Source organism: Brevundimonas sp. GW821-FHT10A07 (genome assembly GCF_059415785.1).
The window spans coordinates 146,203-166,549 of sequence record NZ_JBWKNX010000002.1 but is presented as its reverse complement, the minus strand read 5'-3'; the positions used below and the strand labels follow the sequence as shown (position 1 = coordinate 166,549).

Below are 20,347 nucleotides of genomic sequence, written 5' to 3'. Positions count from 1 at the left end.
CTTTGCACAGACGGCGATCCGGGGCTAAGCCACGCACCAGCCCCCACCGGCCGTCTATGCAATCTTAGGACGGACCGCACCTAAAAAGGGGTTTCGGAAGGTTTCCTGTTCGGAAACCGCCAGACGAAGGACCAGCCCGTGGGCGACAGGAAATATTTCGGCACCGACGGCATTCGCGGGCGCGCCAACACCTATCCGATGACGGCCGAGGTCGCGCTGCGCGTCGGCCTGGCGGCGGGCAAACTGTTCCGCACCGGGGATGACCGCCGGCATCTGGTGGTGATCGGCAAGGACACCCGGCTGTCGGGCTATACGATCGAACCGGCCCTGGTCGCCGGTTTCGCCTCGGTGGGGATGGACGTGCGCACCTTCGGTCCCGTGCCGACGCCGGGGGTGGCCATGCTGACCCGGTCGATGCGCGCCGACCTGGGGGTGATGATCTCGGCCTCGCACAACGACTACGCCGACAATGGGATCAAGCTGTTCGGCCCGGACGGCTACAAGCTGTCGGACGAGATCGAGCTGAAGATCGAGGCCCTGATGGACGATGGCTTGGACCAGGGGCTGGCGCCGTCGAACAGGCTGGGCCGGGTCAAGCGGATCGACGACGCCCAGGCCCGCTATATCGAGATCGCCAAACAGGCGTTCCCCAAGCGGCTGAGCCTGCAAGGCCTGAGGATCGCCGTCGATTGCGCCAACGGCGCCGGCTACAAGGTCGCGCCCACCACCCTGTTCGAACTGGGCGCTGAGGTCTTCCCGGTCGGGGTGACCCCGAACGGGACCAATATCAACGCCGAATGCGGCTCGACCCATCCGGCGACCCTGGTCGAGGCGGTCAAACGCTATCGCGCCGACATCGGCATCGCCCTGGACGGGGACGCCGACCGGCTGATCATCTGCGACGAAAAGGGTCAGGTGGTGGACGGGGACCAGATCATGGCCCTCGTCGGGCTGGACTGGGCCAGACGCGGCCTGCTGACCGGCGGCGGCGTGGTGGCCACCGTCATGTCCAACCTGGGGCTGGAGCGCCGGCTGAAGGCCGAGGGCCTGACGCTGGAGCGGACCAAGGTCGGCGACCGCTATGTGATGGAGCGGATGCGCGAAGGCGGCTTCAACATCGGCGGCGAACAGTCGGGCCATATCATCCTGCACGACCACGCCACCACCGGCGACGGCCTGATGGCGGCGCTGCAGGTGCTGGCCGTTCTGGTGGACTCCGGCAAGCCGATGAGCGAACTGGCCCGCCAGTTCGACCCGGTGCCGCAGCGGCTGGAGAATGTCCGTTACACCGCCGGCAAGCCGCTGGAGAGCGACACGGTCAAGACCGCCATCGCCGAGGCCGAGGCGACCCTGAACGGCCAGGGGCGTCTGCTGGTCCGCCCCTCGGGCACGGAAAAGCTGATCCGCGTCATGGCGGAAGGCGACGACGCCGCCCTGGTCAAACAGGTGGTGGGCGAGGTCGCGGCGGCGGTGAAGGCGGCGGGGTGACAGCCTCCCTCTCCCGGCGGGAGAGGGCTTGAGCGCACGGCGGCGAAGCCGTCGTTCTGGCGCGAAAGGGTGAGGGCTACGGTGGTGCGAACTGGCCCACCGGCGGAACCCTCATCCGGCCCTTCGGGCCACCTTCTCCCTATGGGAGAAGGAAGCGGCCTACCTGTCCGCAATTTCACTTGCGGGGCGAAGCGAGCAGCGCTCCATTGCGGCCGACATCTTCGCAGGGGCCTTCCATGATCGACCGTCGCCGCCTTCTTCTGTCCGCCGCAGCCGGGGCGGGCCTGGCCGCAGCAGGGGGGCAGGTCTTTGCCGGAACCCCCCCGGCCGGCGACGCCGCCGCAGCCAAGGCCGCCCTGGCCGGCTTCATGGACCAGGCCTTCGAACAGACGCTGGACCTGAGCCCCGAGGCCGTCACCGCCTTCGGCCTGGACAAGGGCCCGCGCGCCGCCGCCAAGTCCCAGCTGACCGCGCCGACCCTGGAGAACGAGGAGAAGTTCCGCGCCTTCACCAAGGCCCAGCGCGCCGCGTTGAGCGCCATGGACCGCACGTCCATGGACGCCCAGGACGGCATCTATTACGACACTATCGCCGACAATCTGGACGGGGTGATCGCCACCTTCGCCATCCCCTATGGCCAGGGCGGCTGGCCCAATCCCTATCGGGTCAGCCAGCAGGGCGGCGCCTATCAGTCGACGCCGGACTTCCTGGCCAACCAGCACACGATCGAGACCGCCGCCGACGCCGACGCCTATGTGGCCCGCGTCAACGCCTTCGCCGACGTGCTGAGCGCCGAGACGGACCGTTTGCGTGAGGAGTACGCCCTGGGCGTCATTTCGCCGGACTTTATCCTGGCCAAGGCCATCGCCCAGCAGGACGGCATATTGGCCACGAACGCCGCCGCCTCGCCCCTGGTCGCCTCGGTGGCGGATCGGGCGCGCGCCAAGGGACTGACCGGCGACTGGGGCGCCCAGGTCGAGACCCTGCTGGCGCAGCGGGTCTATCCGGCCCTGTCGGCCCAGAACGCCCTGCTGAAGGCCGCCCTGCCCCGCGCCGGCCACGAGGCCTCGGTGCGTCGCCTGCCTCAGGGCCAGCAGTATTACGCCAACAGCCTGCGCTTCATCACCACCACGCGGCTGACGGCCGACGAGATTCACCGCACCGGCCGCGCGCAGATGGCCGAGCTGACCGCCCGCGCCGACGGCCTGCTGAAGGCCCAGGGCCTGACGCAGGGATCGGTGGCCGAACGGATCCGCGCCCTGGGTCAGGATCCGAAATACGTCTATCCCAACACCGACGCGGGCAAGGCCGAGCTGATCGAAAAGCTGAACGAGCAGATGGCCGACATGCAGGCCCGCCTGCCCGGCGCCTTCGGCCGCCTGCCCAAGGCCTCGGTCCAGATCAAGCGCGTCCCGCCCGAGATCGAGGCCGGCGCCCCGATGGGCTATTACAACTCGCCCAGCCTGGATGGGACCCGGCCGGGCATCTACTGGATCAATCTGAAGGACACGGCGGAATGGCCGTCCTGGACCCTGCCGACCCTGACCTATCATGAGGCGACGCCGGGCCACCACCTGCAGATCAGCCTTCAACAGGAGAGCGCGGCCGCGCCCAAGCTAATGAATTTGCTGGGCTTCTCCAGCTATGTCGAGGGCTGGGGCCTGTACGCCGAACAGCTGGCCGACGAACTGGGCGCCTATGAGAATGATCCGGTCGGCCAGATCGGCTATGTCCAGTCGCTGATGTTCCGCGCCGCCCGTCTGGTGGTGGACACCGGCATCCATTCCAAGGGCTGGAGCCGCGAACAGGGCATCCAGTACATGATGGAGGCCTATGGCGACCAGGAAGGCGCGGCCGTGTCCGAGGTCGAACGCTATTGCGGCTGGCCGGGCCAGGCCTGCGCCTACAAGGTCGGCCACAACGAATGGGTCCGCCTGCGCGAGAAGGCCAGGACCAGCCTGGGCGACCGGTTCGACCTGAAGGGCTTCCACGACACGGCCCTGGCCACCGGCGGCGTGCCCCTGTCGGTGCTGGAGCGGATCGTGGACGGCTGGGTGGCGACCCAGGCTTAGTCTAGTCGGGGCCTAGTCGGCGACCGTCAGGCCGTCGATCCGGCGCAGGCGGTTGTGGATGTCGGTGGCGGCGACGGCGGCCTCGGCCGTGGCGACGGCGATCTGGTTGAGGCCGCGCACCACGTCGCCGGCGGCGTAGAGACCCGGCACGCTGGTCGCCTGGTGCAGATCGACCTCCAGCCGGCCGTCGGAGGCCAGCCGGGCCTTGAGGCCCTGCGCCAGTTCGGCGTTGGGCGACGTGCCCAGGGCCGAATAGACGAGATCGAAGGTCCGGCTCTGGCCGCCATAGCTCAGGGCGGTCACCCGGTCCTGTTCGATATCGATGGCCTCAAGCGGGGCCAGAACCAGTTCGACGCCCAGCCGGTCCAGTTCGTCGCGACGGGTCAGGGCGTCGGCCGGGCCGATGTGGATCAGGGTCACCCGGTCCGAATAGGTGCGCATGAAGGCGGCCTCGCGCGCGCCCTTGTCGCTGTCGCCGATGACGGCGACCGCCTTGCCGGTCGCCTCATAGCCGTCGCAGATGGGGCAGATGCGGACCAGCGCCTTCTGCACCGCGCGCTCCACGCCCGGCAAGTCGGGGTGATGATCGACGACGCCCGTGGCCAGCAGGATGGCGCGGGCGCGGATGGATCTCCCCTCAACCTGGGCTATGAAGCCTTCGCCGTCATGGACCAGACTCTCGACCCGACCCGGCCTGATGACGGCGCCGTATTCCTCGGCCTGTTCGCGCATCCGCTTCAGAATATCGGCGCCCGTGATGCCGGCCGGAAAGCCCGGCATATTGTGGCTGAGCGGGATCCAGCAGGCGCGCGGCGCGCCGGCGTCCATCACCATGGTCCGCCGACGAAACCGCCCGAGATAGGTCGCCGCCGTCAGACCGGCCGGGCCCGCGCCGATGATCAGGACCTCCGGGTCGTTCACCGCGTGCGCCAGGCGACGGGCCACAAGTCGGACGGCACGCCCGCGCATTCCCCCATCGTGCTCTCCTGCGTCAGGACGAAGCGGTCGCCAGTCCAGGCCCAGGTCTGAGCCGAGCCGCAGTCGCCGATGCCGCGCCCCTTGGCGAAGGCCGACAGGGTGCGGGTCTTGGGATCATACGCCCCGTTGACGGTGGAGTTGTCGGGCATGACCGGGTCGGCGCCGGGTCCGGCCGTTCCGGCAAGGATCGCCGGACGCGGGTCGCGACCATCCGGCCCCGTCAGATACCAGTTGTGGGTCACGTTATAGGCGCCGGAACCGCAGGGCACGGCCCAAAGCACGGTGCGGGCGTCCAGCCGGGCGGACATCACCATGTCGCTGACCGCCGGCATGGCCGATTCCTTCAGGCAGGTTCCGACCTCGGTGCGGGCGCGAAGGGCGGCGGGCACGCGCTGGTTCACGTCGCCGAAGCCCGCCTGATCCACAGCCGGCGCGGGCGTGACCGTCGGCAGGGGCGGAGCGACGGGGACGGTGGAGGCAGGACGGTCGCCACGACGGATCAGGGCGGTGGGCGTGTTGAGGCGGCCCTGTTTCTCATCGATCCAGAGCAGGGCGGCGGCCGCCCCGTTCAGCGACACCGCCTGGGTGGAGGCGCCCCGAACGACCATGGACTTGCCCTGGGCCATGGCGTCGATGACAGGACGGGCGTCGGTGCGGATCAGGCCGACCGGGGCCTGGCTGTCGCCATCGTCGTTGAGGGTCGCCGCAAAGGTGCGGCCGTCGATCGCCAGGCCGATCTGGCGCGAGGCGGGCGCGTCCCCGTCGGGCCAATAGCCGAAGCTGACCTCGGGCCTGGCGTCAGGGCCGGGCTGGAGGGCGATGCGGACCCAGCCCGCGGCGAATTCGGGCGCGAAGCCGAAGGCCCAGCAGGTCCCGTCATTGCCGCATGTGGCGCGCCAGTCCTTGAACTGGCGGGTCTCGCTGCGGGTCTGCAGCACGGGCGCCGGGGCGGCGGCAGGCGGTGTCGAAGAGGCCGGGGCCTGGGGCGAACCCGCCTTTTGAGCGGCGTCCTTGTCGCCGCAGGCCGCGACGGCGAGCGCAGACGCCGCCAGCGCCGAAAGGGCGACGCCCCGCAACAGATCGATGGTCCTCATGCCTTGTTCAGCTCCGAAGGTTTGTGCGCCGCGCGGGCGTCGGTCTTTGCGCTCTCGCCGACATACTCCGGATTATCGGACGACGCCGCCGCCTTGTGCCCCTTGATGTGGGTTTCGGCGGTGATCGTCCTGCCCCCCTGGCCGACGGATGCGCCCTGGCTGTGATCCCACCTTACGCGGTCGCCGGTCCTGAAGGTCTTGGCTGGCATGGGTGAACTCCTTGCGGCGTCGCTTGCTGTTCAGCGATCAGCCTTCGCATCAGTTCCACATCGATCACCGGCGGCGTCTCGCAGAAGGTGATGATCCACCGCTCGACGAGTTCGCGCTCTTCATCCGTCATTCCGTCGTCCGCCGCTGCGACCGGTCAGGCCCTTGGGGTCTAACAAGCCGAAACCCGTGACGCGGGTTCAACCTGGCCGTCAGGTTTTTTCCAAGCAGGGTTAACGGACGGCGGGGTTTGCGCGGACGCCCAGCCCCGCTATATCCCCGCCACGATATCATTCCCCAAAGTTCAGAGGCGGACCTCACGCATGGCCAAGATCAAGGTCGAAAACCCCATCGTCGACATCGACGGCGACGAAATGACCCGCATCATCTGGCAGATGATCAAGGACAAGCTGGTCTTCCCGTTCCTGGATCTCGATCTGGACTATTACGACCTGAGCATGGAGCACCGCGACGCCACCGACGACCAGGTGACGATCGACGCCGCCCACGCCATCCAGAAGCACGGCGTCGGCGTGAAATGCGCCACCATCACCCCGGACGAGGCGCGGGTGAAGGAGTTCGGCCTGAAGAAGATGTGGAAGTCGCCGAACGGCACCATCCGCAACATCCTGGGCGGCGTGGTCTTCCGCGAGCCGATCATCTGCTCGAACGTGCCGCGCCTGGTGCCCGGCTGGACCCAGCCCATCGTCGTCGGCCGCCACGCCTTCGGCGACCAGTACAAGGCCACCGACTTCCTGATGCCCGGACCCGGCACCCTGACGATCAAGTTCGTCGGTGACGACGGCGAAGTGATCGAGCACGAGGTCTACAAGGCCCCCGGCGCCGGCGTGGCCATGGCCATGTACAATCAGGACGAGTCGATCCGCGAGTTCGCCCGCGCCTCGCTGTCCTACGGCCTCCAACGCGGCTACCCGGTCTATCTGTCGACCAAGAACACCATCCTGAAAGCCTATGATGGCCGCTTCAAGGATCTGTTCCAGGAAGTGTTCGACGCCGAATTCGCCGAGGACTTCAAGGCCAAGGGCCTGACCTACGAACACCGTCTGATCGACGACATGGTCGCGGCCGCGATCAAGTGGTCGGGCGGCTTCGTCTGGGCGTGCAAGAACTATGACGGCGACGTCCAGTCGGACGTGGTGGCCCAGGGCTTCGGCTCGCTGGGTCTGATGACCTCGGTGCTGATGACGCCGGACGGCAAGGTGCTGGAGACCGAGGCCGCCCACGGCACCGTGACCCGCCACTATCGCCAGCATCAGAAGGGCGAGGCCACCTCGACCAACTCGATCGCATCGATCTTCGCCTGGACCCGCGGCTTCAAGCACCGCGCCAAGCTGGACGGCAACGAAGCCCTAGGCACGTTCGCCGACACCCTGGAAAAGGTTGTGGTCCAGACGGTCGAAGCCGGTTTCATGACCAAGGACCTGGCGCTGCTGGTCGGCGACCAACAGGGCTGGCTGACCACCGAGGGCTTCCTCGACAAGGTCGCCGAGAACCTGAAGACCGCCCTGCCCGACGTCGGCTGAGCCACAAGATCCGGCAGCAACCCCTTGCCGACAGGACGCTCAACGTCCTCAAGCAGCGCGAAGCGCGGTAGGACAAACAAGAATGAAGCCCCGCCGGAACGATCCGGCGGGGCTTTTCATTGCGTCGTCGCGGAGGCCGTGCATGATCGGTTCCAGCGTCGGGGAGGCTTCGTGAAACGACTGTTCGGCAATCTTCTGATCCTGGCGGTCCTGGCCGCGGCCGTGGCCTTTTTCGCCGCGCCGGCCGTCGGCTTCTTCGCCATCCGGTCTGCGGCCGAGGCGGGAGACGTGCAGGGCCTGGCGCGCCTGATCGATTTTGCGGCCGTGCGCCAGTCGCTGCGGCCGCAGCTGACCGGAAAGGCCCTGGCCCTGGCGCCCGCGCCCTCCTTCCTGGAAGACCCCATCGGGGCCGTGCGGCGCCAGATGGAGCGGAACCCGGTGCTGAACGGGCCGGACGTGGACGCCTATCTGACCCCGGCCGCCCTGGCGGCCCTGACGCGCGGCGAGGGCCGGTACGCCAGCCAACGGTCCAGCATGACCGCGACCGCCATTGCGGACGATGCGCCCCAACCCTGGCCCAAGCCGATCTTCTGGGGCGTGAACCGGGCGCGGATGGCGGTGGCGGACCAGGGCGGATCGCGCACCATCTTCACCTTCGAGCGCCGGGGTCCGTTTGAGTGGATCCTGGTCCAGATCGGCCTGCCGGACGGCGCGGCGCCGGCCGTGGCCGCGCCTGTCGCTGCGGTTTCCGGCGAGACGGCCGCCGCCCCACGCTGAGGCAACCGGCCGGCCGGAATCCGCGTTGAGTGAGGATGGAGTTCCTATGCTGAAGAAGATCGTCGTCGGGCTTTTGGCCGCCGTGGCCGCAGGCCTGCTGATCACCTGTTTCGTCTCGCCCTTCGTGGCCGCCCAGGGCCTGATCCGGGCGGCGCGCACCGGGGATGCGGCGGGACTGGAACGCCGCGTCGATTTTCCCGCCTTCCGCGCCAGTCTGAAGAGCGAGTTGAACGCCCGGGCCGCCCTGGAGATCCGCCACCGGGCGGGGGACGACACGGGCCTGGCCGCCCTGGGCATGCTGCTGGCGCCGTCGCTGGTGGACGGGGCCGTCGATAATTTCGTCACCCCCCAGGCCGTCGCCGCCATGGTGCGGTCGGGCGAAAAGCCTCGGCCGGAGCGGCCCGTGCCCGCAACGGACACCCCGGCCGCGCCCAAGGCCGAAATCCACCAGTCCTGGGCCTATCGCGGGTTCGACCGTTTCGCCGTCACCCTGACGCGCGACGACCAGCCCGACGACGCCCTGGTGCTGATCCTGGAGCGTCGGGGGATGTTCGACTGGAAACTGGCCGGGGTGGATCTGACGCCGGATCCGATGGGTTGAGGCAGGCTGAACTTTGAAGACTGTCTGACGCCGCCACCTTTTTCCTTTCGTCATCCTCCGGCAAGCCGCGTCTTCGCGGCGCAGACCGGGGGACCCAGCGGCGCCGAAGGCGATGTCTCCGCCGCACGATATCGAGACACGCAATCCGCGACAGGTTCGCGCTATCGCGCGCCGCTGGGTCCCCCGATCTCGCTACGCTCGTCGGAGGATGACGAAAGTCGAGGTCAGCCCGCCAGGGCCGCCCGCACCGCCGCCAGACCGTCTTCGGCCTTGGATCCATCCGGGGCGCCGCCCTGGGCGAAGTCGGGTTTGCCGCCGGCGCCCTGGCCGCCCATGGCGATGACGGCGGCGCGGGCCAGGTCGGCGGCGTTGACCTTACCGGCCAAGTCCGAGGTGACGGCGACGGTGACGGCGGCCTTGCCCTCGGTCACGCCGATCAGGGCGACGACGCCGGTCCCGACCTGTTTGCGGAAGTCCTCGGCCACGCCGCGCAGACCCTTGCCGTCGACGCCGTCCAGGACACGGGCCATCAGCTTGATCCCGCCGATCTCTTCGGGCGCAGACGCCGCGCCCGAGCCGCCGCCCAGGGCCAGTTGCTTCTTCAGCTCGGCGACCTGTTTCTCCAGCGTCTTGACCGAGCCTTGCAGGGCCTCGACCCGGCCGGGCACGTCCTGGGTCTGGATCTTGAAGTCGCGGGCCAGGCCGCGCGTCACCTTGGCCTGGGATTCCAGATAGAGGCGGGCCGCCTCGCCGGTCAGGGCCTCGATGCGGCGGACGCCGGCGGCGACGCCGGTTTCCTGGACCACCTTGAACAGGCCGATGTCGCCGGTGCGGGCCACATGGGTGCCGCCGCACAGTTCGACCGAATAGGGGGCGTTGTCGCTGACCAAAGACCGGCCCAGCGTCAGGACCCGGACCTCGTCGCCGTATTTCTCGCCGAACAGGGCGATGGCGCCGGCCTCGATGGCCTCTTGCGGGGCCATCAGCCTGGTCTCCGCTGGGACGTTCTGGCGGATGACGGCGTTGACCTCGGCCTCGATGGCCGCCAGTTCGTCCTCGGTCACGGGGGCGCCGTGGCTGAAGTCGAAGCGGGCGCGCTCGGAATCGACCAACTGGCCCTTCTGGGCGACCGCCGGGCCGAGCACATTCTTCAGGGCCGTGTGCAGCAGGTGGGCGGCCGAGTGGTTGGCGCGGGTGGTGGTGCGCTTGTCGGCGTCCACCAGCTGGGCGACGCGGGCGCCGATCTCAAGCGTCCCGGCCGTGATCTGGGCCGACAGGACATGCAGGTCGCCGGCGTGTTTCTTGACGTCGAGCACCTCGGCTTCCCCGCCGGGCCATTCCAGCGTGCCCTGGTCGCCGCTCTGGCCGCCGCTTTCGGCGTAGAAGGGGGTGGCGTCGAACAGGATCTCGACGATGTCGCCGGCCTCGGCCGTCTCGACCGGAGCGCCGCCGTTCATCATGGCCAGGACCTCGCCCGAACCCTCGATGGCGTCATAGCCGGTGAAGACGGTCGGACCCATGCGGTCGCGGATCGCCAGCCATTCATTGGTGTTGGCGGTCTGGCCCGAGCCCTTCCAGTGTTCGCGCGAACGCTGGCGCTGTTCGGCCATGGCGGATTCGAAACCGTCGACATTGACCGAGAAGCCGCGACGCCGGGCCTCGTCCTGGGTCAGGTCCAGCGGGAAGCCGTAGGTGTCGGATAGGGTGAAGGCGGTCTGGCCGTCCAGCATGTCGCCCGGCTTGAAGCCCTGAACCGCCGTGTCGAACAGGGCCATGCCCCGGCCCAGGGTGGTGCGGAAGCGGACCTCTTCCTGCTTCAGCGTGTCCTCGATGAAGGGCTGGGCGCGGGCCAGTTCGGGATAGGCGTCGCCCATCTGGGCCACCAGGGTCGGGACCAGACGGTGCATCAGCGGATCAGCGGCGCCCAGCAGGTGGGCGTGGCGCATGGCGCGGCGCATGATCCGGCGCAGCACATAGCCCCGGCCCTCGTTCGACGGGGTGACGCCGTCGGCGATGAGGAAGGAGGAGGAGCGCAGGTGGTCGGCGATGACCCGGTGGCTGGCGGCGCGCTCGCCGTCCGACTTGGTCGAGGTGGCGTCTTCCGAAGCGGCGATCAGGGTCTTGAACAGGTCGGTCTCGAACACCGAATGCACGCCCTGGAGCACGGTGGTCATCCGCTCCAGCCCCATGCCGGTGTCCACGCTGGGCTTGGGAAGGGTGCGAACGATCTGGTCGTTCTCCTTCTCGAACTGCATGAAGACGTTGTTCCAGATCTCGACGTAGCGATCGCCGTCCTCGTCCGGCGAACCGGGAGGGCCGCCGGGGATCTTGTCGCCGTGGTCCCAGAAGATCTCGGTGCAGGGACCGCAGGGGCCGCTGTCGCCCATGGCCCAGAAATTGTCAGAGCCGGCGATGCGGATGATCTTGTCGTCGCCGAAGCCGGTGACCTTCTTCCAGATCGCCGCGGCCTCGTCGTCGTCGATATAGACGGTGACCAGCAGGCGTTTGGCGTCGAGGCCGAACTCTTGCGTGACCAGCTTCCACGCCCGGTCGATGGCGTGTTCCTTGAAGTAGTCGCCGAAGGAGAAATTCCCCAGCATTTCGAAGAAGGTCAGGTGGCGGGCGGTGTAGCCGACATTGTCCAGGTCATTGTGCTTGCCCCCGGCGCGGACGCATTTCTGCGACGAGGTGGCGCGCGGATAGGGCGGCTTGGACGCGCCGGTGAAATAGTCCTTGAACGGCACCATGCCCGCATTGACGAACAGCAGCGACGGATCGTTCTGCGGCACCAGCGGCGCCGAGTGCACCTTCTCGTGGCCGTCGGCCGCGAAGAAGTTCAGATAGGTGGCGCGGATCTCGTTCAGGCTGGGCATTTGGGCGTGTCTTCGGCTCGGTCGTCGCAAGGAACCGGCGTCATATAGGGTTTTGTCGGGGAACGCATCATCTGGTCCCGCCCCCTCCTTTCGCATCTCGGGCGGATGACGCCCGACCCGACCCCCACGACGAACTTCGACCTGACAGCGCCCGTCGCGGTCGAACCGGGGGATGGCTTTGCGAAAGATCAAGGCGATCCTGGCGAGACGCCCCATTCTGGGGCGTGACACAGGTCGGCTCGAAACCCGGATGGAATTCGAGGTCGCGACGCCAAGGAAACAGGACAGACCATGGGAACGACACAACTGCATCGCGGTCGGCTCATAGACCACATCCAGCTGGTCGTCCGTGATCTCGCGCTCAGTCGGGAATTCTACACGGCTGTTCTCAACGTGCTGCAGATTCCCGTCATCGATACGGCCGACGGCTATTTCTGGGCCGATGAACTCGTCGTGTCCTCGCCGGAAAGCGCGGAGAGCCGGGGCGTCCTGACGGGTCGGCATCACCTGGCCTTTCAGGCCAAGGACCGCGCGACGGTCGACGCCTTCTATCGGGCGGCGCTGGCCCATGGCGCACGCGACAACGGCGCGCCGGGCGAGCGGGCCTATCATCCGGGCTACTACGCCGCTTTCGTGCTCGATCCCGACGGCAACAACATCGAAGCTGTGCACCATGGCGAGGCGCGGCGTAGCGCGCCGTCGGTGACGATCGGTTTCTGAGGATTCCGGGAGGCCGACGGGTCCACCTGCGTCAACGCCAAGGTCGGATTTCAGGGCTAAGGCCGGTTTCGCAAACCGACCCGTTGCGGACATTGCGCACAGGGCGCTAGCCGTCGATTGTCACGAGTCCAATCAGGGTGATGGCAATGCTGTTTTACATTTTCCCAATAGCGCAGCCGCCCTGGCTTTACCTTCAAATTGCGATAGCTGGCGCTTGGATCGCACTCGTGGTTTTTGATGTTCGGAATAATGGCCGCAAAGGTCTGCGCACTCTCCTACTGGCGCCCTTGGTGGTCGTCGCCTTTTGGCTGGTGATGATCGGCAACGTCCTGGATAGCTGCTCTAAGGTCGGGTGCTGACACCTGCGAGAGGTCAAAACATGTGAGTTGAACTTGTGATTGATTGATGCACACGTTCGAAGCGCGCAATTTCGCGCCTCTTGAGAGGACTGAAATGAAACGCGTTCAAAACCTCGCCATCGCGATCGCGACGGTCGCCACGACGACGGTGGCTTTCGGCCCTGCCGAGGCCCTGGTCCAGAGTTCCTGGGATCCTAGTCACGTGGCCTATTCTTATGTCTACTACGCCGATGCGGCCAAGACTCAGCAGCTTGGTACAGCTTGGGACACATGCCGCAAAAGCGGCAACAACATCTACGTCATAAGGCCCAACATCCCTACCGCCTATTACGACGAGACGCCTATGTTCGTCTGCTCGGAGATGGGGCCGTATCTGCCACCCGACTGGCCTTACTGATCGGCGAGGGGCGGTTCGATGAACCGCCCCTCTCATGCGCCTCACACCTTCGGCGGCGGGCCGAACTTGCCGGACTGGTAGTCCTGGATGGCCTGGATGATTTCCTCGCGGGTGGTCATGACGAAGGGGCCGTGGCTGAAGACCGGCTCGTTGATCGGTTCGGCGTGGCCCAGCAGGACGACGGCGTCGGTCTGGGCCGTGATCTCGACCGCGTCGCCCTCGCCCAGGGCGGCCAGGTTCCATTCGGGCACGGGGGTTCCGGCGACGGAGACCTGGCCCTTGACCGCATAGAAGAAGACATTGCGGCCGGCGGCGACCGGGACCTGGAACCGGGCGCCGGCAGGCAGGCGGACGACGGCCAGATGGATGTCGATCAGCGACTGGATCGGCGCCTTGACCCCCAGCCATTCGCCGGACACCGGCTCGACCACCACGCCGCCCTCGGTGGTGAAGGTGGGGATGTCGGCGGCCTGAAGTCCCACATAGTCGGGCTTGGTCATCTTCAGCCGCGACGGCAGGTTCACCCACAGCTGCAGGATCTCCATCGGCCCGCCGTTCCGCTTGAAGTCGGCCGGCGACAGTTCGGCGTGGATCAGGCCCGAGCCGGCGTTCATCCACTGGACGCCGCCCGCCTTGATGATGCTCTCGCCCCCGCCGGAGTCGTTATGGGCCAGTTCGCCGTCCAGGATGAAGGTGACGGTCTCGAACCCCCGGTGCGGGTGCGGGCCGAACGGCAGGCCGGCGTTGCCCGGCGCATAGGTCTGGGGCCCGTGGTGGTTCAGGAACAGGAAGGGATCGACCTGGTCCAGGCCCGGACCGGGCACCGGGCGGCGCGTAGTCAGGTCGCCGATGTCGTCGCGATGGGCGGGATGCAGGCGAAGGACGGGGCGGGGCGTGATCTCGGTCATTCGTCACATATAGGGTGGCGGATTGGACATGGCGAGATCGGAGACGGGCTTGAAGCGCCGCCAGATCGGAAAAATCCAATTCCCGGCCGCCTGCGTAAATCCTCTATCCGAGACAGAGCGTGGATCGATCATGCGCAAATCCGACGACCACGACACGGAACAGGCCACAGGCGGCAAGAATTCGCGATGTTGGTCACGGTCCGTTGACACCGTCGTTCTAGAGACACAAAAGCCTTCGCAACCGCACACGGCGATTGAATTCATTCGCTTTTGAGAACCATTCGCATGACCCAGCCCAGCCCGACCTCGGGTGGCGCCTCTAGCGACCGGACCGGTCGTTTCGTCACCCAGCCCAACGGTCACGTCACACCGCTTTCGCCCCACATCGGCATCTGGCGCTGGCACGTCACCATGGCGGCCTCCATCCTGTTCCGGGCCACCATCATCGCCGCCACGGTCGGCGCGCTGATCGTCGTCGCCTGGCTGGGGGCCCTGGCCTTCGGACCGGACGCCTATGCGGCCGCCCTGGCCCTGGCCGGGTCGCCGCTGGGCCTGTTCGTCGGCTTCGGCCTGACGGTCGTGCTGTTCTCCTTCATCCTGAACGGGACGCGTCACACGATCAACGACACCGGCAATGGCCTGACCATCAAGTCGTCCACGACCTTGTCGCGCATCGCGGTCTGGGCGCCGGTTCCGCTGGCGATCCTGTTCTGGGTCGTCCTGTTCGCCGTCGGGAGGGTTTCGCTGTGAGCGGTCAAGTCAAAGGGAACGGGGCCCGGTTCAAGAACAACGTCAAGATTTCCGAGCGCCACGGCGCCGGCGAATGGCTGGCCGAGCGGGTGTTGCTGGCCGTCGTGCTGCCGCTGGGCCTGTGGGTCGCCTCGACCGCCTTCACCCTGACGGGCGCCGGCTATGACGCCGTGCAGGACTGGTTCGCCAACCGGCTGAACGCCGGCCTGCTGGCGCTGACGGCCGTGGTCTTCTTCGGCTACGTCAGCGTGGCCTGGAAGGTGATCCTTGAGGACTATGTGCCCCAGCCGGGAACGCGCAAGGCGCTCGTGGCGCTGCTGAACCTGGTCTTCCTCGTGCTGGCGGCCGCCAGCGTCTTCTTCATCGTGCGGATGGCGCTGGGTTCGGCGCCCCTGCCCGCTGGTTTCGGAGCCTGATTAGCTGATGGCCGCTTACGAACTGATCGATCACGAATACGACGTCGTCGTCGTCGGCGCCGGGGGCTCCGGCCTTCGCGCCGCGCTCGGCGCCGCCCAGCAGGGGCTGAAGGTCGCCTGCGTCACCAAGGTCTTCCCGACCCGCAGCCACACGGTCGCGGCCCAGGGCGGCATCTCCGCCTCGCTGGGCAATATGGGCGAGGACAGCTGGCAATGGCACATGTACGACACCGTCAAGGGGTCGGACTGGCTGGGCGACCAGGACTCGATTGAATATCTGGTCCGTAACGCGCCCAAGGCCGTGTACGAGCTGGAACACTGGGGCGTGCCCTTCTCGCGCACCGACGAAGGCAAGATCTATCAGCGCGCCTTCGGCGGCATGACCCGCAACTTCGGCGAAGGCCCGGTGCAGCGCACCTGCGCCGCCGCCGACCGCACCGGCCACGCCATCCTGCACACCCTGTACGGCCAGTCGGTGCGCCGGGAAGTGAAGTTCTTCGTCGAATATTTCGCGCTCGACCTGATCATGCAGGCCCAGTCTGATGGAACTCAGGCCTGCACCGGGGTGACGGCGCTTCAGCTCGACAACGGCCAGCTTCACCAGTTCCGCGCCAAGATGGTGGTTCTGGCCACCGGCGGCTACGGTCGCGCCTATTTCAGCGCCACCAGCGCCCACACCTGCACCGGCGACGGCAACGCCATGGTGCTGCGCGCCGGCCTGCCGCTGCAGGACATGGAGTTCGTCCAGTTCCACCCGACCGGCATCTATGGCGCCGGCTGCCTGATCACCGAGGGCGCACGCGGCGAGGGCGGTTATCTGACCAACTCGGAAGGCGAGCGCTTCATGGAGCGCTATGCGCCGACCGTGAAGGACCTGGCGCCGCGCGACATGGTCAGCCGCTCCATGACCATCGAAATCCGTGAAGGCCGCGGCGTGGGTCCGAACAAGGACCACATCTTCCTGCACCTGGACCACCTGGATCCCAAGATCCTGCACCAGCGCCTGCCGGGCATTTCCGAAAGCGCCAAGATCTTCGCCGGCGTCGACGTGACCAAGGCGCCGATCCCGGTCCTGCCGACCGTCCACTACAATATGGGCGGCATCCCGACCAACTATCACGGCGAAGTCCTGACGCTGCGCGACGGCAACCCCGACAGCGTGGTGCCCGGCCTGATGGCCGTGGGCGAGGCGGCCTGCGTCTCGGTGCACGGCGCCAACCGCCTGGGCTCCAACTCCCTGACCGACCTGGTGGTGTTCGGCCGCGCCGTCGGCCTGCGCTGCGGCGAGGTGGTGGACAAGGCCTCGGCCGTGCCGTCCGCCTCCAAGGCCCAGACCGACGCCCACCTGGCCCGCCTGGACCGCTTCCGCTTCGCCGACGGCTCGACCCCGACCGCCGAGCTGCGCCTGTCCATGCAACGCGCCATGCAGGCCGACGCGGCGGTGTTCCGCACCGGCGAGACCCTGCAACAGGGCACCGACAAGCTGCGGGCCATCGACGCCGCCGGCGCCGACATCAAGACCACGGATCGCGGCCTGATCTGGAACACCGACCTGATGGAGACGCTGGAGTACGACAACCTGATCGCCCAGGCCGTCGTCACCATCGAGAGCGGCCTGAATCGCACGGAATCGCGCGGCGCCCACGCCCGCGAGGACTATCCGGATCGGGACGACGCCAACTGGATGAAACACACCCTGGCGTGGAAGCGTCCGGGCGAGCAGGTCCAGATCGACTACCGCCCCGTGCACAATTACACGATGTCCGACGACATCGCGTACATCGAGCCCAAGGCTCGGGTTTACTGAGGTCGAACGCAGATGGTTCAACTCTCCCTCCCCCGCGGCTCCAAGCCCACCAAGGGCAAGGTCCACAAGGCCGCGCCCGGCTCCAAGGACGTCCGCACCTACAAGGTCTATCGCTACGACCCCGAGGTCGATGCGGACCCGCGCTGGGACGTCTATGAGGTGCCGACCGGCGACCACGGCCCGATGCTGCTGGACGCCCTGATCCACATCAAGAACACCATCGACCCGACCCTGTCGTTCCGGCGGTCCTGCCGCGAGGGCATCTGCGGGTCCTGCTCGATGAACATCGACGGGCGCAACACCCTGGCCTGCACCAAGGGCTGGGACGAGTGCGAGTCGCACAACATCACCATCGCCCCCCTGCCGCACCAGCCGGTGGTCAAGGACCTGGTGACGGACCTGAGCCTGTTCTACGCCCAGTACGACTCGATCCAGCCCTATCTCCAGTCGGACGAGCCCGACCCCGAGAAGGAACGGCTCCAGACCCCGGCCGAGCGCGAGAAGCTGGACGGCCTGTACGAGTGCATCCTGTGCGCCTGCTGCTCGACCTCCTGCCCGAGCTACTGGTGGAACCAGGAGGAATACCTCGGCCCGGCGGCCCTGCTGCAATCCTATCGCTGGATCTCCGACAGCCGCGACGACGCCACGCAGAAACGTCTGGACGACCTGGAAGACCCGTTCAAACTGTACCGCTGCCACACCATCATGAACTGCGCCCAGGTCTGCCCCAAGGGCCTGAACCCGGCCAAGGCCATCGCCGAAACCAAGAAGCTGATGGTTTCGCCGAGCCGGAAGAGACAGGCGGCCTAACCGCCGACGCCGCGGCGTCAATGACCGCTGAGGTCCTGCTGTTCGCCTATGGCACGCTGCAGGACCCGGCGGTCCAGACGGCCGTCTTCGGTCGCTCTCTGAGGCCACCGTCTGGGATAGGCCGCAGCCGACGCCTATGAGCGGAGGCTTAATCGCCGGGTGCGCATGACGGCGGCGGCGGAGGCGTGGGTGTAGGTGCGAGGGGCGTTAACGCCCTCGCCGGGCCGAACTTGACCAGAACAAGATAAGAACATAAATGCTGCGATCTGTTCCCAAAACCCTTGGCTAGGCCGAGGTGATTTTCCGGGATCAGATTGACGGATCGGCCGAAACACCGACTGTTAACGGCTTGTACAACATGATCCTCGCGCAACGGACGCGTTCCGAAACGCGACAGAGAGCATGCCCAGCGGAGGCGAGACAGATGCAGAAAGTCGTGTCGCTTTTCAGCGGTCTGGGCGGACTCGATTTGGGTCTGGAAGCCGCAGGCTGGGATTGTGTCTACGCCACCGACATCGATCCCCGCGCGATTGAGAGCCTTGAGGCGAACCGTGGTCGCCGCCTGGCCGGCGGGCGAGGGTTCATGGGTGACGCGCACATCGAAGTCGGAGACGTTCGTGTGCTTCGAGGCGAGGATGTCCTGGCCAAGTCGGGACAGCGGCGCGGGGATATAGGTCTGCTTGCAGGCGGGCCGCCCTGCCAGTCGTGGAGCAGCGCAGGACACCAGTTGGGCTTCGACGATCCTCGGGGCCAGTTGATCAAGGACTATCTGCGCATCGCGTCGGAGTTGGACTGTCGCTATCTGCTCTTCGAGAATGTGCGCGGCCTGATCACGGCGCGCGGCCCGGACGGCGTTCCTGGGTCTGCTTTGGCCTGGCTGCGCGAGCAGCTGTTCGCGCGTGGCTGGCAAACCCATGTCGAGCTGTTCAACGCGGCCGACTACGGCGTCGCCCAGCGCCGGGTCCGTGTGGTGCTGGTCGGCTACCGGACGGGCGATCTGCCACGACTGCCTGATCCGACGCACGACAAACTCGAGGAGGACGGCAGACGGCCCTGGGTCAGCCTTGGAGAGTGTATCGGCGCCTTGACCCCGCTGTCTGAGGAAGAAATCATTCGGCCCACGGGCAAGCTCGCGCGGGATTTGGACGGCATCAAACCGGGGTCAGGCGTCAAGAGCCCCGGCAAATCAGAAGCGACACGGCCTGGTGGTCATTGGGGCTACAAACAGGGCGCTTTCGTCGCTGATCCCGCCCTACCCGCTCGTACGGTCACGGCCAATCCGCAGCAGGACTGGGTCCGCGATCCACGGCACGGGCTACGCCGGTTGACGCCGAAAGAGTGCGCGGCGCTGCAAAGCTTCCCCACCGACTGGATCATCACCGGTCGGCGTGTCGATCAATATCGACTGATCGGCAATGCTGTTCCGCCGCGCTTGGCCGAGGCAGTGGGGGCGACGCTGCTGGCCTCTTGCGAGGGCGAGGACCGGAAGATGACATGGGCCGCGCCTACGCCGTTGCCGGAGCGTCTTCAATCCGCCATTGATTACACTCGGCGCGAGGAGCGCCGGAACGGTCCGTCGCGCCGAGAGGCGCCGGCAAAACGCCGCGTCCTCGTTCGCGCATGACGACGGCGAAGTCTGGGACTGACGAAACCTATCACCGCGAAGCCGCCGCGAAGGCGGTCGAGATTTATGTCGGGGGCATGGCGCCTGACCCGCTGGCGGCTGAATGGCGACAGGTCTGTCGTGCTGTTCGCAAGGAAATCCTGCGCACGCTGATAGAGACAAAGGGACTTCGCGATCTTCAGGAGTCCCTGACGAAAACCGGCAGGCATATCCTGGTCTTGCGTCACCTTTTCGCGCCGCCCATCAGCCAGGATCAGCTGAAGCTGATCGTGAAATCCTACCCCAAGGGAGCGGAGAAAGGCTCGACCCGGCTGTCGAAACAGGCGGCGGATGATTTCGCCGCCGCCTTTGCGGCGCGACGTGACAAGAACCTCACGGCCTGGCTATCGACCAACGCCAACCCGAACCGGCGACAGGTCAAGAAGCTTCTGGACACGCTGACGCCGATGATCAGCAGTCAGATCTTCAACACGGTCCGGCGCAATCGCCTGTCCGACGAGCAGGAGAAGGCGGTGGTCGCCCTGCTGGAGACCAAGGGCTGGGTTCGCTCGCCCTCGACCACGGTCAACAATACCGCCGACCTTCCGCCGCAGCACTTCATGCGCAAGACGCGTTGTAAAACGCGTACGGCCACGAAGGAGGTGGACATCGCCTACGGCGTGAACCCCAGCCTGATCATGGCCATGGAGTGCAAGGTGTCCAACGACGCCACCAATTCGGTGAAGCGCGTCAGCGACGTGATGGACAAGACTAAGGCCTGGAACGACCAATGGGGCGGCTTCATCCAGACGGCGGCCCTACTGCAAGGGGTGGTCGCGTACAAGGATGTGGCGCGTCTGCTCGACAGCGATGTCCTGGTCTTTTGGTCCCATGATCTTCAGCCGCTCGCGGATTGGCTGGATGCGAGAGCCTAGATTTAGGG

At 66.9% G+C, this 20,347-nt stretch carries 19 protein-coding genes; 13 read left to right on the top strand and 6 right to left on the bottom strand.

Annotated features, from left to right (window positions below):
• The first annotated feature begins 138 nt into the window (after positions 1 to 138).
• Both glmM and AC07NC_RS02290 read left to right on the top strand, forming a co-directional pair.
• Positions 139 to 1,488 carry a phosphoglucosamine mutase gene (gene glmM, locus AC07NC_RS02295; RefSeq protein WP_292147952.1) on the top strand — a complete coding sequence of 450 codons (1,350 nt, stop codon included), beginning with the start codon at positions 139 to 141 and terminating at the stop codon, positions 1,486 to 1,488.
• A gap of 236 nt (positions 1,489 to 1,724) precedes the next feature.
• A complete protein-coding gene (locus tag AC07NC_RS02290; protein WP_292147953.1) occupies positions 1,725 to 3,560 on the top strand; it encodes a DUF885 domain-containing protein in 1,836 nt (611 codons plus the stop codon).
• 12 nt (positions 3,561 to 3,572) lie between these two features.
• Here the strand turns inward: AC07NC_RS02290 and AC07NC_RS02285 are convergent, their stop codons facing one another.
• Genes AC07NC_RS02285 through AC07NC_RS02270 form a run of 4 tightly spaced genes read right to left on the bottom strand, consistent with a single transcriptional unit; the run spans position 3,573 to position 5,972 of the window.
• Positions 3,573 to 4,529, bottom strand: coding sequence for an NAD(P)/FAD-dependent oxidoreductase (locus tag AC07NC_RS02285; RefSeq protein WP_494568476.1), 957 nt, complete (start codon positions 4,527 to 4,529; stop codon positions 3,573 to 3,575).
• Positions 4,478 to 5,632 carry a DUF1176 domain-containing protein gene (locus tag AC07NC_RS02280; protein WP_494568475.1) on the bottom strand — a complete coding sequence of 385 codons (1,155 nt, stop codon included), beginning with the start codon at positions 5,630 to 5,632 and terminating at the stop codon, positions 4,478 to 4,480. The genes AC07NC_RS02285 and AC07NC_RS02280 overlap by 52 nt, the downstream gene beginning before the upstream one ends.
• The gene (locus AC07NC_RS02275) at positions 5,629 to 5,841 is read right to left on the bottom strand and encodes a hypervirulence associated TUDOR domain-containing protein (RefSeq protein ID WP_494568474.1); all 213 of its coding nucleotides are present in this window, start codon (positions 5,839 to 5,841) and stop codon (positions 5,629 to 5,631) included. The genes AC07NC_RS02280 and AC07NC_RS02275 overlap by 4 nt, the downstream gene beginning before the upstream one ends.
• On the bottom strand, positions 5,805 to 5,972 hold the full coding sequence (locus tag AC07NC_RS02270; protein ID WP_492071888.1) for a hypothetical protein: 168 nt from the start codon (positions 5,970 to 5,972) through the stop codon (positions 5,805 to 5,807). Before AC07NC_RS02270 ends, AC07NC_RS02275 begins: the two co-directional genes overlap by 37 nt.
• A 190-nt stretch (positions 5,973 to 6,162) precedes the next feature.
• Here AC07NC_RS02270 and AC07NC_RS02265 point away from each other — a divergent pair, with 190 nt between their 5' ends.
• The 3 genes from AC07NC_RS02265 (at position 6,163) to AC07NC_RS02255 (ending at position 8,761) form a co-directional block, all read left to right on the top strand.
• On the top strand, positions 6,163 to 7,383 hold the full coding sequence (locus tag AC07NC_RS02265) for an NADP-dependent isocitrate dehydrogenase (protein ID WP_008258947.1): 1,221 nt from the start codon (positions 6,163 to 6,165) through the stop codon (positions 7,381 to 7,383).
• Positions 7,384 to 7,554: 171 nt separating this feature from the next.
• Entirely contained in the window at positions 7,555 to 8,160 is a 606-nt protein-coding gene (locus AC07NC_RS02260) for a DUF2939 domain-containing protein (protein WP_494568473.1), read from the top strand.
• A gap of 46 nt (positions 8,161 to 8,206) precedes the next feature.
• The gene (locus AC07NC_RS02255; RefSeq protein WP_494568472.1) at positions 8,207 to 8,761 is read left to right on the top strand and encodes a DUF2939 domain-containing protein; all 555 of its coding nucleotides are present in this window, start codon (positions 8,207 to 8,209) and stop codon (positions 8,759 to 8,761) included.
• 224 nt (positions 8,762 to 8,985) lie between these two features.
• Here AC07NC_RS02255 and alaS read toward each other — a convergent pair whose 3' ends face one another.
• Positions 8,986 to 11,634, bottom strand: a complete 2,649-nt coding sequence (gene alaS, locus AC07NC_RS02250; RefSeq protein ID WP_494568471.1) for an alanine--tRNA ligase — start codon at positions 11,632 to 11,634, stop codon at positions 8,986 to 8,988.
• A gap of 291 nt (positions 11,635 to 11,925) precedes the next feature.
• Between alaS and AC07NC_RS02245 the strand changes: the two genes are divergently transcribed.
• Positions 11,926 to 12,354 carry a VOC family protein gene (locus AC07NC_RS02245; protein WP_292147963.1) on the top strand — a complete coding sequence of 143 codons (429 nt, stop codon included), beginning with the start codon at positions 11,926 to 11,928 and terminating at the stop codon, positions 12,352 to 12,354.
• Between the two features lie 405 nt (positions 12,355 to 12,759).
• Positions 12,760 to 13,110 (top strand): hypothetical protein, encoded by a 351-nt coding sequence (locus AC07NC_RS02240; RefSeq protein WP_372705922.1) that lies wholly within the window; start codon positions 12,760 to 12,762, stop codon positions 13,108 to 13,110.
• A 41-nt stretch (positions 13,111 to 13,151) separates the two neighbouring features.
• Here AC07NC_RS02240 and AC07NC_RS02235 read toward each other — a convergent pair whose 3' ends face one another.
• Positions 13,152 to 14,018 (bottom strand): pirin family protein, encoded by an 867-nt coding sequence (locus tag AC07NC_RS02235; RefSeq protein WP_494568470.1) that lies wholly within the window; start codon positions 14,016 to 14,018, stop codon positions 13,152 to 13,154.
• A 285-nt stretch (positions 14,019 to 14,303) separates the two neighbouring features.
• Between AC07NC_RS02235 and sdhC the strand changes: the two genes are divergently transcribed.
• The 6 genes from sdhC to AC07NC_RS02205 all read left to right on the top strand — a co-directional run bounded on the left by sdhC (position 14,304) and on the right by AC07NC_RS02205 (position 20,339).
• Positions 14,304 to 14,768, top strand: coding sequence for a succinate dehydrogenase, cytochrome b556 subunit (gene sdhC / locus AC07NC_RS02230; RefSeq protein ID WP_494568469.1), 465 nt, complete (start codon positions 14,304 to 14,306; stop codon positions 14,766 to 14,768).
• The gene (sdhD, locus tag AC07NC_RS02225; protein ID WP_292147967.1) at positions 14,765 to 15,184 is read left to right on the top strand and encodes a succinate dehydrogenase, hydrophobic membrane anchor protein; all 420 of its coding nucleotides are present in this window, start codon (positions 14,765 to 14,767) and stop codon (positions 15,182 to 15,184) included. Before sdhC ends, sdhD begins: the two co-directional genes overlap by 4 nt.
• Positions 15,185 to 15,191: 7 nt before the next feature.
• The gene (gene sdhA / locus AC07NC_RS02220; protein WP_035310652.1) at positions 15,192 to 16,991 is read left to right on the top strand and encodes a succinate dehydrogenase flavoprotein subunit; all 1,800 of its coding nucleotides are present in this window, start codon (positions 15,192 to 15,194) and stop codon (positions 16,989 to 16,991) included.
• A 12-nt stretch (positions 16,992 to 17,003) separates the two neighbouring features.
• On the top strand, positions 17,004 to 17,801 hold the full coding sequence (locus AC07NC_RS02215; protein ID WP_035310651.1) for a succinate dehydrogenase iron-sulfur subunit: 798 nt from the start codon (positions 17,004 to 17,006) through the stop codon (positions 17,799 to 17,801).
• Positions 17,802 to 18,225: 424 nt separating this feature from the next.
• Positions 18,226 to 19,425: a DNA cytosine methyltransferase gene (locus AC07NC_RS02210; protein WP_494568468.1), complete on the top strand. Its 1,200-nt coding sequence runs from the start codon at positions 18,226 to 18,228 to the stop codon at positions 19,423 to 19,425.
• Entirely contained in the window at positions 19,422 to 20,339 is a 918-nt protein-coding gene (locus tag AC07NC_RS02205; RefSeq protein WP_494568467.1) for a XamI family restriction endonuclease, read from the top strand. Before AC07NC_RS02210 ends, AC07NC_RS02205 begins: the two co-directional genes overlap by 4 nt.
• Positions 20,340 to 20,347 lie beyond the last annotated feature (8 nt).